We start from the raw sequence: 12,387 nt of genomic DNA, 5'->3' as shown, positions 1-12,387 counted from the left end.
GCCTATTTTCTCCTTTCCCCAGAACCTAAAGGGATCAGAAACCGGGTTTCTGCAATAACTTTTATTTTCTAGTAGAGATAGTGTTAAGAAACCCGGTTTCTTGGAAAGCCGAAGCGAGAAAACGGGTTTCTTTGGTAAGCGCGATCGCCACCACCAATCCTCCTTTGTGTCCTCTGTGTCTTTGTGGTTCAAAAATTCTCACCCCGAAACCGAAAAAATTGAAATTCCCATCAATTAGAATCGCTCAAAAAAGGATTAACTAATAAATTCTCGGTTTTCGCGCTGGGGAATTTCCAGCAGATAATCTTCCTCGGCACATAGATTACGCAAATCAGCAAAAGCATCAGCAATTGAAGATTTTTGACGCTGCTGTTGCCAGCTTAAAAAATCTTGAAATACCCGATGATCTACCACCGATGCCACAAGGCGATCGCCCAGAAACCGGGTTTCTGTCATAACTTTGATTTTCTAGTAGAGATAGTGTTAAGAAACCCGGTTTCTTGGAAAGCCGAAGCGAGAAAACGGGTTTCTTTGGTAAGCGCGATCGCCCCCACAAACCCTCCTTTGTGTCCTCTGTGTCTCTGTGGTTCAAAAATTCTCACCCCGAAATCGAAAAATCAGCCTAAGATCGAGATAAACCTATCGACTCGATCTATGAAACGCATTGTATTAATCACTGGATTTGAAGCCTTTAACGCGGATCTGTACCGCAAAGCCGCCCAGATAGCGACTTCTCGCTGTCCTGACCTGGAAATCCGGGTATTCTGCGATCGCGACATTACCACCGATCCAACCGCAGTCGAAACTGCGTTAAAAGGGGCGGACGTATTCTTTGCCAGCTTAATTTTCGACTATGAACAAGTTTTATGGCTGCGAGAACGAGCACAAAACATTCCTATCCGCTTAATTTTTGAATCAGCCTTAGAATTAATGGCCCTGACCCAATTGGGCAAATTTGTCATTGGGGACAAACCCAAAGGAATGCCCAAACCCGTACAATTTATCCTCAGCAAATTCTCTAGTGGCAGAGAAGAAGACAAACTCGCGGGATATATTAGCTTCCTCAAAACTGGGCCAAAACTGCTAAAATTTATCCCCATTGGTAAAGTCCAAGACTTACGCAACTGGCTAATTATTTACGGATACTGGAATGCCGGGGGCATAGAAAATGTTGCCGCAATGTGTTGGACATTAGCGGAAAAATATCTCGGTTTAACCGTGGGGGAAATACCCCCACCCCAAGAAACCCCAAACATGGGCTTACTTCACCCAGAATTAGAGGGATATTTTGAATCACCCCGGCAATATTTAGAATGGTATTTTTCTCGCCCTGGTTTTCGTCTCTGGGAAATCCCCGAAACCGAAACTAGCCCAACTAAGAAAAAGCCGGTTGTCGGCATTTTACTTTATCGCAAGCACGTCATTACCAAACAGCCCTATATTCCCCAACTAATTCATCAGTTTGAACAAGGGGGACTTGTTCCCGTTCCTATTTTTATTAATGGGGTAGAAGGTCATGTCGCTGTCCGGGATTGGATGACCACGAGTTATGAACAAAGGCAACGCAAACAAGGTAATATTTCTATTCCTTCTCTTTCCCCAGAAGCGGTAGAAGTGGATACGATTGTTTCTACCATTGGCTTTCCTTTAGTCGGTGGCCCAGCCGGTTCAATGGAAGCAGGCAGACAAATAGAAATTGCCCAAAAAATTCTCACCGCCAAAAATATTCCTTATATCATTGCTGCCCCATTACTGATTCAAGATATCCATTCTTGGACGCGGCAAGGAATTGGTGGTTTACAAAGTGTGGTTTTATATGCTTTACCAGAGTTAGATGGGGCAATTGATACTATTCCCTTGGGGGGTTTAGTCGGTGAAAATATCTATCTAATTCCCGACCGTGTACAGCGGTTAACGGGACGGATAAAAAACTGGGTGAATTTGCGCCAAACTCCGCCATCAAAAAGAAAAGTTGCCATAATTTTATACGGATTTCCTCCGGGTTATGGGGCAACGGGAACCGCTGCTTTATTAAATGTCCCTCGCAGTTTACTAAACTTATTAAATGCCCTGAAAAACCAAGGTTATACGGTGGGTGATTTACCGGAAGATGGGGAAGAAATTATTCGCCAAGTGAAAGAAGCAGATGAGGCGATCGCTTCTGAAGGTCAATCCTTTTCTGCTAATCGCAAAAAAATGGGTAATCTCACCACCACAGTCAACGTTAAAAGCTTAGAAAAATGGTTAGGCTACCTGCTGACAACCCGGATCGAAAAACAATGGAAATCTTTGACCGATACGGGGATTAAAACTTATGATGACCAATTTCAAATTGGCGGCATTCACTTAGGAAATATCTGGATTGGGGTGCAACCACCTTTAGGAATTTCCGGCGACCCTATGCGGTTAATGTTTGAACGGGATATGACCCCGCATCCTCAATATGCGGCATTTTATAAATGGCTACAAAATGAGTTTCAACCTCATGCGATCGTTCACTTTGGGATGCACGGAACGGTGGAATGGCTGCCCGGATCTCCGTTAGGCAATACGGGCTATTCTTGGTCAGATATTTTATTAGGAAATCTGCCCAATTTATATATCTATGCGGCGAATAATCCCTCAGAATCTATTTTAGCTAAACGGCGCGGTTATGGGGTATTAATTTCTCACAATGTTCCCCCCTATGGACGGGCTGGGTTATATAAAGAATTGATTACCCTACGGGATTTAATCGCTGAATATCGGGAAGACCCGCAAAAAAATTCTGCGTTACAAGAAGCCATTTGTCAAAAAATTGTGGATACGGGTTTAGACAGCGATCGCCCCTTACCGGAAGCGAAGAAATTAGGCATTGAATTCACCGTAGAAAATGCCCGAATGTTTAGCATGGAAGTTTTGCGTAACTATTTTATCCAAGTGTATGAATACCTCCAAGTGGTAGAACAACGGCTATTTTCTTCTGGGTTACATATTTTAGGGCAACCCCCAGAACCAGACCAATTAAAATCTTATTTAGATGCCTATTTTGGGGAAAATCAATCACCCAATTCAGCCGAACCAGAAAAATCGGGGACAGTGACGCAAATTCAGGATTTGTTAATGCAAACTACCGATGAAATGACTAATTTACTCCGTGGTTTAAATGGGGAATATATTCCCCCAGCCCCAGGAGGAGATTTATTGCGCGATGGGCCGGGAGTTTTGCCCACCGGACGGAATATTCATGCTTTAGATCCTTATCGAATGCCGTCCCCCGCAGCTTATGAACGGGGTCGAGAAATTGCCAAAAAAATTATTGCCCAAAATGTGCAAGAAAATGGGCAATATCCCGAAACCGTGGCGGTGATGTTGTGGGGTTTAGATGCGATTAAGACTAAAGGAGAATCCTTGGGAATTCTGTTAGAATTAGTGGGGGCAGAACCACTGAAAGAAGGAACCGGACGCATTGTGCGTTATGAGTTAAAACCTTTAGCGGAAGTGGGACATCCTCGGATTGATGTATTAGCAAATCTTTCGGGTATTTTCCGGGATAGTTTTGTGAATATTATTGAATTGTTGGATGACTTATTTTTGCGGGCAGCGGAGGCTGATGAACCGGAAGAACATAACTTTATTCGCAAACACGCTTTAGCTTTAAAAGCGAAGGGAGTTGAGAATGTTTCGGCGCGATTATTTTCTAATCCTGCCGGTGATTTTGGGTCTTTGGTTAATGACCAAGTAGTTGATGGGAGTTGGGAAAATGGCGATGAGTTGGCAAAGACTTGGGAAAGTCGGAATATGTTTAGTTATGGCCGTAAAGATAAAGGTCAAGCCCGACCAGAAGTGATGGCAGAGTTGTTAAAAACGAGCGATCGCATTGTGCAACAAATCGACTCGGTAGAATATGGTTTAACAGATATCCAAGAATATTATGCCAACACGGGAGGTTTAAAACGGGCAGCGGAAAAACAAAGCGGCAAAAAAGTCAAAGCTAGTTTTGTGGAAAGCTTTTCTAAAGATACCAATCCCCGAAATTTAGACGACTTGTTACGGTTAGAATATCGTACCAAATTATTAAACCCTAAATGGGCGGATGCAATGGCCAATCAAGGGTCAGGTGGGGCTTATGAAATATCCCAGCGGATGACTGCTTTAATTGGTTGGGGAGGAACCGTAGATTTTCAAGAATCATGGGTTTACGATCAATCCGCCGAAACTTATGCTTTAGACCCAGAAATGGCGGCTAAATTACGCAAGTCTAACCCGGAAGCTTTTCGGAATATTATCGGACGAATGTTAGAAGCCCACGGGCGAGGATTTTGGCATCCGTCCGAGGAAAAATTAGAGAAGCTGCGGGCTTTATATGATTTAACCGAGGACGAAATAGAAGGAGTTAGCGTGTAATAATTCCTCAAGAAACCGGGTTTCTGGTCTGGGCGATCGAATAAGTTGTCTTCTTAGGTAAAAAAACCCGGTTTCTCGGTTACTGTAATATGGATATAAAGGAATATATGATGAGAAAAATCAGCTTGACAGGATTAGCGATCGCCTTCCTATTTTTCGGTAATTTACTAGGGTGTTCCAGCCCCGTTACCGGGGAAACCAAAAATGGGCAAACGAACAATGAATCAGCCGAAATAAATATGCAACAAAATACTCCAGAAATCAAAGGAGAACAGGTGACATTAACAGGTGTGGTTATTCGCAAATCTTGGAATAAAAGCTATGAGTCTTGGAACGCGGGAGGCGGTGATTATTTCGTCCTAGATGTAGGAGATACGGAAATAGCAGAACGTTCCGCTGAGGAAGGGGTAATTTTACGCGGTTCTGATGCGGTAGACTGGGAAAGTTTTGCAGATTATGAGGGTCAAAGGGTGCAATTTGAAGGCTATTTTATCGAAGCACAACCGTATGTCCCCCAAAGTCCAATGGAACAATATCCTATGGGTATGGATGGGAAACCTTTACCCCGTGGGAGTGGTTTTCAAGTTGATGCTATTCAGATTTTGAATTGATGATGATTTAGGATGTTAGAAAAAGGCGCTCGGCGAAATTATCCCAATTTTGCCGAGTGTTTTTTGTTCAAAAAATAAGACAATTTTATCGGTAAATAGCCATCCTAAAACAACGGCGAAATAAGCGATCAAGCCTCTCTTTCCCAAAAATAGAGAGTGTTGCTCAACAGTTCAGTTCATCCTGCACGGATAGCTACATAATAAATACACAAGGAAGAAATACACAAGCAAGCGATCGCTGGAGATTATTTATGTTATACTTAAACTATATAAACTGCAATAAACATGAAAACTGACAGTATTTTTTACCGCCTATTTTTGGAATTCCCTCAAAGCTTTTTTGAATTAATCGGGAATGAGTCATCAGAGGCGACTCGGTATGAATTTACATCGAGGGAAGTCAAACAACTGGCTTTTCGATTAGATGGGTTATTTTTACCCACCACTAACGAGGAATATCGCCCTTTTTATCTGGTTGAAGTGCAGTTTCAACCGGACGATACATTATACTATCGTCTATTTAGTGAACTGTTTCTCTATTTAAAGCAATACCAAACGCCATTCCCTTGGAATGTGGTGGTAATTTATCCTACTCGTAGTATAGAAAGAGAAGTGGCTGTTCAATTTGGCGATTTACTCAATCTAAACCGGGTAAAACGAGTCTATTTAGATGAGTTAGGGGAGATAGGCGATCGCTCTTTGGGAGTTGGACTTGTTAAGCTAGTTGTAGAAGAACCAGATCAAGCGGTCGATCGGGCTAAAGGTTTAATCCAACAAGCAAAGCAAGAGTTAACTAATGAACAAATTCAGCGAAACTTGGTGGATTTAATCGAAACGATCATTGTCTATAAATTACCTAAAAAAAGTAGAGAGGAGATTGAAGCAATGTTTGGCTTAAGTGAGTTGAAACAAACCAAGGTATATCAGGAAGCTTATTTAGAAGGTGAGGAAAAAGGGGAACAAAAAGGTGAGGAAAAAACCAAATTAAAAGCGATTCCTGCTTTGCTTAAGGAGGGTTTGACTGTTGAACAAATAGCCCGCGCCTTAGATTTACCTTTGGCGGTGGTTCAGCAAGTGGCCACAGAAACAAATAAGTCAAATAATTCTTAAGATTTAGGAAATTAACCGTAATTTCCAGAAAGATATTTACCACTTCAGACACAGAGAGCACAGAGAATACAGAGATGTCCTGGCTTTGTGTTTTCTGTGTTTTCTGTGTCTGAATTAGTTAGATCGATCGCATCAGCCAGAATTTGAGGCAAACTAGAAGAAGAATTACTATTAGATCCAAACAGATAACCCAACCCCAAATGGCCGAATGTTCGATTTCATTATTGCAAGAGATCCATGAGGCGATCGCCGCAGATAACCCCTTTGCCCGACCCCCGGTAGTCACTGACCAAGACATCTGGGGCGAACCCTTCCCGGATCTCACCACCCTGAACCGTCATGCGAGTGATGCGGTCTTAAAACTGCTGACGGCAAATTCTTGTTACCCCAAACTGACCTCGATCGCGATTACAGGTTCCACCGGGACGGGCAAAAGTCATATAATTGGACGCATTCGCCATCACCTGAAAACTCATCCAGGCAACTTATTTATCTACGTCTCTTTAGGCCAATATACCGATGCCAACTTGTTGCGTTACCAATTCCAACAAACCATCGTCAATGGGTTGCGGCAAAAAGGCAGTCAAGGGGTGATGCAATGGTGGCAATTAGCAGCGGAAATTGCCAACCAAACCTTAAAAGTGGTGAACCCAGAGGCCAGAGTTTTTCATCCTTTAGAGTTGGTAAAAAATCTCCAAGGGAATAACTTGGCGAAAAACCAAACTTGGATTAATCAACTGACCGAAGCCTTTTTCAGAATTAAACCGAATATTGGCGAACCGGATATACTTCGCGGGATTATCTGGACTCTCTGTAATGCCCAAACTCCTTATGCTTTGAAATGGTTAGCGGGTCATCCTCTGACCACGGAAAAAGCCGAACAATTGGGGCTGCCGAATCACACGGACAAATACCGGGACACGGATGCTTGGGAAACCGTGGTGCAACTTTTAACTTTAATTAGTGATTATTTCGGAGTGATTATTTGTTTTGATGAGGTGGAGTCCAGGGATAAAGGAGAGACTGGGTTAAAACGAGAAAGAATTGTGGCCAGTTTGGTGAAAAGATTGTTTGATACGATTCCCCGATCGCAACTCAATCATCCCCTAATTTTGTTAACAGTAATGACTCCGGAAAATTGGCATAATAAAGTGCTAAATTTGCCCCAAGGAATTCCCTCTTATTTATCAGATATGGGCGAGCAAATTCGGTTACGACAAATGGTGGATGAGGAAATTGTCCAGTTAATTGCCCTTTGGCTGCAAAATTTTTATCAAACCTACCAATTAACCCCACCAACTCCGGTCTATCCTTTTGATGCAGATCAGCTAAAAGCATTAGGTCGGGAACAGCTTACCGTTCGGCAAATTTTAACCTGGTGTGCGGATAATGTGCAGTCCGTGGAAGTTTCCCCAGCCGAACAGATCGAACGGCTATTTGCCCGGGCTAATAGTTTAGACCATGAAGGGTTAAGCGAGGCAGAAGTCGATCGCGCTTTGACCGATCGCTTTTTATTAACGGATATTCTGGAATTTTCCCTAGAGTTGGCGATCGGACAAACCATTGGGAGTGTAACCCTGGAAGGGGTTGACCGTTTGCCGAGTGAAAAACAACGGAAATATATCCAATTACAAGCGATCGCCAAAGAAAATGGCCAAATCGTGAAAATTGGCATCGCGATCGCCCCACAAAACCATCCCCAAAGCCTTTGTGCCACCTTAAAACGCCTTGTGGAATATGAAAAATTTGACTTAACCAAAGGTTGTATATTGAGTTCTGAAAATCCAGCAATTCCGACCCATTGGCAAGCCTACGGTTATCTAACGAAATTATGTTCTCAAATGGGGGGAAAATGGGTCAAATTACAACGGGCAGATTTGAAACCCTTATTAGCCTTATGGCAGGTTTATCAACAAAGGTCTGATTATGGATTAACCGCCGAACAAGTTTATCAGTTTGCCCGATCGCACCAAATTATCGCCAAAAATCCCCTACTATGGGCAATTTTCACCAATTCCACCCCAGCGATCGCCCCCGACTCTCTGGAAGAAAAGCCACTTCCAGACCTGTTTACCGCCGAATATTCCTACTCAGACTTCGACTTAGCCCCGTTAGATTTAGGGTTAATCAGTGAATTGCCGGAAGACTCTGCTGATACCTGACTTTTACCATTGCGGATATAGCAACACACCTGCGGAAACCAATCAACAGCGATCGCGTCTGAAAAAAAACACTAAAAAACACTTTTCCATCTACTACCAAAGGCTAGTATCAAAGGCACATTGCCGTCATCTCTCGGTGTCTGATTCATCGGTGTCTGATTCATCGGTGTCTGATTCATCGGTGTCAGATTAATTTGTGTCACACACTTTTCTTCAACTCAGGTGTATCGCCATTAGCTTTTAATTAACTAATTTAAATAACAGTAGGCTGGGCAATGCCCACCCTACGACTCTACTGCAACTGTTGAAATCAAAAAGGTGAGTAAAAATGCTGAGTTCTTCTTTCATTGCTTTGGCGATCGCCTTTGGAATGGGACTATTATCCCTGTCATCTCAGGAAGAAATTGCCACGGTTCTCTGTGGGGCGATCGCGATTATCTGCTTCATTTTGTCCCTAGTGCTCGCATCTTGGCAAATCCAGTTAGCCCTAGTTCTCCTATTGATAGGTACTTATAACTACCGCTTAAGTCTCGATCCCTAAATCAGCGATCGCCCATTAGCCCATAGACTTACCGAATTAACTTCATATAACTAAACATTCCGATAAATTTTGTAAAAATTTGACAAATGATGTGACAATTTAATAAGCATCTGTTACATTTATTTGAACCATCAGCCAAACCCGAGGCTGAAAAAAACAATGTAAATTAGTCCAAGAGGCACAAAACTATGTGGCAACTTCTCCCAATCATTCTGCTGCCCATCGCTACCATCGCGATCGCCTATATCCTAGAATTTTCCACCTACTTGTTAAGTCAGGTCTGGGTTTTGTCCAGCATGATCCCCAACTGGATCCCCACCGTTGTCCTGCTGATCCTGGTAGTCTTCACCTACCGCAGTCTCAAAGCATCTTCAAGTCAGGATATTTAACTCGATCCTGAGTGAGTGTTCACTATTCACTTCATTATTTGTTATTTATTATTCATTATTCATTATTTGTTATTTGTTACTCGTCACAGTGAACCAACAACCAAAGAATCCCTACGCAACAACCAACAACAGATAACAAATCTGATAGTTAAAAAGCGATCGCCACAAATCAAAGCGTTTGCCACTATACTGACTTAAGAATTTTTCTAGCTGGGATAGGGCTTTTAGCCGGATCAAGCCAGAAAATGTTCGGATGATTTACCTTAACTCTTAGATGGATAGGGCATATTTGTAGATGAAGATTTTAGATTCGCAAGGGCGCTTATTTGGTAAATTAAGCATCTTAGATATTGGTGCAGGATTGGTGATTTTGCTGGTAGTCATCGGCATCTTTTTTCTGCCGGGGAAAACCGGGTCAGTCGCGCAAATTGGCGTCACCACAAAACCCGTAGAAATGGATGTGCTGGTTCGGGGACTGAGTGTGCGTAACCCGAATGGTTTAATTAAAGAATTTGAGAAAAACAAAAAAGCCAATATCATTATCCGCAATCAGCCTCACGGTGAAGTTGAGGTCACGGCTGTAAAACGACTCGTCGATGAGTTGGCCGTACCGCAACCCGATGGCACCCTAAAAGTCCTCCCAGATCCACGAGTGGAGGATTCTTATCGCCTGAATATGATTTTAACCATTGCGGGAAAAGCGACCATGACGGAGACAGGCCCAGTTTTAGGGAATAACAAGTTAAAAATTGGCACATCTGTGGAACTCGATGGCCTACTGTATAACTTCAATGGCAGTGTGATCGAGGTGCGAGTCAAATAATATTGGTTATTGGTTATTGGTTATTTGTTATTTTACCCTGGCATAGACAATCACGAATAACAAATAACCAATAATGAATCAAGCCGAAACTAACCCCAGTTTTAGGGCTTTAACAATAGCTTGACTGCGATTTTTGACTTGAAATTTTTCAAATATCGAGGTTAAATGAGCTTTAACAGTGGCGGTAGTGACACAAAGATTTTCAGCGATTTCTTCATTAGAAGCCCCTTGAACTAACCACTGTAAAACTTCTTGTTCTCGTTCGGTTAAATAAACGGTTTTATTGCCGGTCAGAGAATGTCCCCCATAAAAGTGAAACATCCGAAAAAACCGCGTTATCACTTCCGGGGCTAGATAAATTTCATCTTTAATCACGGTGGCGATCGCATCATATAATTGCTGGGCAACACAATCTTTAAACACATAACCCCATGCCCCCGATTCCATCGCTTTAAAGATTAATTCATCCTCGCGATGCGCCGATAAAACGATCGCTTTTCCTTTATACTTTAACTCTCTAAACTGATCCAAAGCATCAATCCCATCTTGTTTGGGTAATTCCATATCCAATAATATAATCATCGGATGTTGTTCCGCTGCCAGTTTCACCCCTTGGGCGACGGAAGCGGCTTCCCCCACTACATTAAATGTTAAACCACCATTGGCACTATAAAATGCCAGCAAAGTTTTTAATCCTTTGCGAAACATTGGTTCGTCATCCACTAATAAAATGGAAATGATTTGTGGTAATTTTATTTCATAATTTAGCATTACTTCTTCCTATTTTGTAGAGCGATATCAATGCCAGATCAATAGCAAACAATCATTGCAAAAATATCTTTGGTTATTCTGGTTTGAAAAAAGCAACTCCATGAAATGAATCGATGTGTTGCCATAAATGGACGTTATTTAGTAAAATTACCTGATTGACTTTTTAATTAATCCTAATTAATCCTATATCAGCGAGCATACCGGGGCAAAACAACGGAAACTTGCCCCCCACCTTCGGGAAGATTTTCTAACCAAATCGACCCTTGATGATCGAGGATAATTTTTTTAGCGATCGCCAATCCTAAACCTGTACCTCCGGGACGCTTAGAATAGTAAGGAGTAAAGGCATTTTTCAGGTATTCGGGAGCAAATCCCGGCCCGCGATCGCTCATTTTAATCATCACTTCATTCCTAAATAGCCGCCAATGACAATTGACTACCCCGCCCACGGGACTAAATTCAATAGCATTGCTCAACAAATTCTCAAAAACTTGTTCAATTTGCCAAGGTTCAAATTCAAATTCCAAAGGCGACTTTTCCCAAAAAAAGCTGACTTTTTTTTCAGCCAATTTATTCTCAAATAACCGATATATTTTTTCGATTATTTGCTGAAAATTTTGCACTTTAATATGGTTTTTTTTCGGTTTAGTGTAGTTTAATAGTTGAGTTAAATTTTGGCTCATATTCCGAACCGTATCACCAATAATCATAGCCTGTTCCTTAAAAATGGGATCTGACAGACCCCAATTCAAATTTTGAGCATAAAGCCCAATCATTCCCAGGTAATTTCTGAGTTGATGTTCGCTGCGTCCGATCGCAATTTCTAGTAACTGAATTTCCTCTTGTTGACGCTCGTGATCTCGACCCATAACTAAATAATCACTGAGCAATTCAACTCGTTGCGCTGTGGCTTGTTGTTCCGCCGCCGAAAGCGGTTGATGCGCCCACAAGAGTAAATACTCATCTACAGATGGATCGTCAGAAATCCAGAAGCGATCGCCATTTAAAGAGAGGGCTTTCTGAGGAGCGATCGCGGCGAAATTAGCGGAATTAGTTTCGGGAGAATAGGCCAAAAGTTCGCCAGAATTTTCTATATCGGATTTGTCCGTGGCATCGGTAGCAACTAAAGGATAAAAATAGAGATCCGGAGGAACATTTTGCCGATCGCTATCTACATAATGTAGCCACAGTTCCGACTCGATCTCAGACAAGATTTGGCGATCGAACCCCGGACGTTCTTCGCGGACAACAGCCATTCGATGCCTATTCCCCAAGGGAGAGGGGCGATCGCGAAAAACCAACCAAGCACCCAGCAGGGGTAGTTGTTCGACTAACTGTGCTAATTGTCGCTGACAAACCTTGACCAAATTGCCAGATAGCTTAGGAGATGCATTGGGCGATGCCGAGGGCGATCGCGGGAGTGCTTGACTCCCCACCATCCCTGAAGATAAGTGCCGATCTAAACTCAACTTTTGCATAGAGTCACCTTCTAGTTTTAAAGCGGGGATCCCCTTATTTATCGGCATGGGATCGGTAGCACATCTACCTTAACCATAGATGTGGGCAAACGACTAGAAAACACAACAATTTTTAA

Annotated in this window: 11 protein-coding genes; 7 read left to right on the top strand and 4 right to left on the bottom strand. The window is 42.5% G+C overall.

Annotation, left to right across the window (positions count from 1 at the left end; genetic code table 11):
• Window positions 1–255: 255 nt before the first annotated feature.
• Window positions 256–456 (bottom strand): prevent-host-death protein, encoded by a 201-nt coding sequence (locus ABWT76_RS01740; RefSeq protein ID WP_354635546.1) that lies wholly within the window; start codon window positions 454–456, stop codon window positions 256–258.
• Window positions 457–654: 198 nt separating this feature from the next.
• Here ABWT76_RS01740 and bchH point away from each other — a divergent pair, with 198 nt between their 5' ends.
• The 4 genes from bchH (at window position 655) to ABWT76_RS01720 (ending at window position 8,269) form a co-directional block, all read left to right on the top strand.
• Window positions 655–4,386 carry a magnesium chelatase subunit H gene (gene bchH / locus ABWT76_RS01735; protein WP_354635545.1) on the top strand — a complete coding sequence of 1,244 codons (3,732 nt, stop codon included), beginning with the start codon at window positions 655–657 and terminating at the stop codon, window positions 4,384–4,386.
• Window positions 4,387–4,493: 107 nt separating this feature from the next.
• Window positions 4,494–4,997 carry a hypothetical protein gene (locus tag ABWT76_RS01730; protein ID WP_354635544.1) on the top strand — a complete coding sequence of 168 codons (504 nt, stop codon included), beginning with the start codon at window positions 4,494–4,496 and terminating at the stop codon, window positions 4,995–4,997.
• Between the two features lie 285 nt (window positions 4,998–5,282).
• A complete protein-coding gene (locus ABWT76_RS01725; protein WP_354635542.1) occupies window positions 5,283–6,107 on the top strand; it encodes an Rpn family recombination-promoting nuclease/putative transposase in 825 nt (274 codons plus the stop codon).
• Window positions 6,108–6,307: 200 nt separating this feature from the next.
• A complete protein-coding gene (locus tag ABWT76_RS01720; RefSeq protein ID WP_354635541.1) occupies window positions 6,308–8,269 on the top strand; it encodes a P-loop NTPase fold protein in 1,962 nt (653 codons plus the stop codon).
• A 71-nt stretch (window positions 8,270–8,340) separates the two neighbouring features.
• Here ABWT76_RS01720 and ABWT76_RS01715 read toward each other — a convergent pair whose 3' ends face one another.
• The gene (locus tag ABWT76_RS01715; protein ID WP_255353157.1) at window positions 8,341–8,472 is read right to left on the bottom strand and encodes a hypothetical protein; all 132 of its coding nucleotides are present in this window, start codon (window positions 8,470–8,472) and stop codon (window positions 8,341–8,343) included.
• A 125-nt stretch (window positions 8,473–8,597) separates the two neighbouring features.
• Between ABWT76_RS01715 and ABWT76_RS01710 the strand changes: the two genes are divergently transcribed.
• The 3 genes from ABWT76_RS01710 to ABWT76_RS01700 all read left to right on the top strand — a co-directional run bounded on the left by ABWT76_RS01710 (window position 8,598) and on the right by ABWT76_RS01700 (window position 10,022).
• Window positions 8,598–8,810 carry a hypothetical protein gene (locus ABWT76_RS01710; RefSeq protein WP_054465094.1) on the top strand — a complete coding sequence of 71 codons (213 nt, stop codon included), beginning with the start codon at window positions 8,598–8,600 and terminating at the stop codon, window positions 8,808–8,810.
• Between the two features lie 188 nt (window positions 8,811–8,998).
• Complete coding sequence (locus tag ABWT76_RS01705) at window positions 8,999–9,199, top strand: hypothetical protein (protein WP_054465095.1); 201 nt, start codon at window positions 8,999–9,001, stop codon at window positions 9,197–9,199.
• A 295-nt stretch (window positions 9,200–9,494) separates the two neighbouring features.
• On the top strand, window positions 9,495–10,022 hold the full coding sequence (locus ABWT76_RS01700) for a DUF4330 domain-containing protein (protein WP_054465096.1): 528 nt from the start codon (window positions 9,495–9,497) through the stop codon (window positions 10,020–10,022).
• 78 nt (window positions 10,023–10,100) lie between these two features.
• On the opposite strand, the gene ABWT76_RS01695 is transcribed toward ABWT76_RS01700, so the two are convergent.
• Both ABWT76_RS01695 and ABWT76_RS01690 read right to left on the bottom strand, forming a co-directional pair.
• A complete protein-coding gene (locus ABWT76_RS01695; RefSeq protein ID WP_054465097.1) occupies window positions 10,101–10,793 on the bottom strand; it encodes a response regulator transcription factor in 693 nt (230 codons plus the stop codon).
• A 188-nt stretch (window positions 10,794–10,981) separates the two neighbouring features.
• Window positions 10,982–12,271, bottom strand: a complete 1,290-nt coding sequence (locus ABWT76_RS01690; protein ID WP_354635540.1) for a HAMP domain-containing sensor histidine kinase — start codon at window positions 12,269–12,271, stop codon at window positions 10,982–10,984.
• Between the last annotated feature and the right edge of the window lie 116 nt (window positions 12,272–12,387).

Source organism: Planktothricoides raciborskii GIHE-MW2, from assembly GCF_040564635.1.
Classification (GTDB): domain Bacteria; phylum Cyanobacteriota; class Cyanobacteriia; order Cyanobacteriales; family Laspinemataceae; genus Planktothricoides; species Planktothricoides raciborskii.
The sequence above is the reverse complement of the archived record's forward strand: the minus strand, read 5'-3'. Positions and strand labels throughout refer to the sequence as shown.

Coding starts and splice junctions, on each gene's coding strand:
- ABWT76_RS01740 (WP_354635546.1), bottom strand. CDS start 456: ATGACAGAAACCCGGTTTCTGGGCGATCGCCTTGTGGCATCGGTGGTA.
- bchH (WP_354635545.1), top strand. CDS start 655: ATGAAACGCATTGTATTAATCACTGGATTTGAAGCCTTTAACGCGGAT.
- ABWT76_RS01730 (WP_354635544.1), top strand. CDS start 4,494: ATGATGAGAAAAATCAGCTTGACAGGATTAGCGATCGCCTTCCTATTT.
- ABWT76_RS01725 (WP_354635542.1), top strand. CDS start 5,283: ATGAAAACTGACAGTATTTTTTACCGCCTATTTTTGGAATTCCCTCAA.
- ABWT76_RS01720 (WP_354635541.1), top strand. CDS start 6,308: ATGGCCGAATGTTCGATTTCATTATTGCAAGAGATCCATGAGGCGATC.
- ABWT76_RS01710 (WP_054465094.1), top strand. CDS start 8,598: ATGCTGAGTTCTTCTTTCATTGCTTTGGCGATCGCCTTTGGAATGGGA.
- ABWT76_RS01705 (WP_054465095.1), top strand. CDS start 8,999: ATGTGGCAACTTCTCCCAATCATTCTGCTGCCCATCGCTACCATCGCG.
- ABWT76_RS01700 (WP_054465096.1), top strand. CDS start 9,495: ATGAAGATTTTAGATTCGCAAGGGCGCTTATTTGGTAAATTAAGCATC.
- ABWT76_RS01695 (WP_054465097.1), bottom strand. CDS start 10,793: ATGCTAAATTATGAAATAAAATTACCACAAATCATTTCCATTTTATTA.
- ABWT76_RS01690 (WP_354635540.1), bottom strand. CDS start 12,271: ATGCAAAAGTTGAGTTTAGATCGGCACTTATCTTCAGGGATGGTGGGG.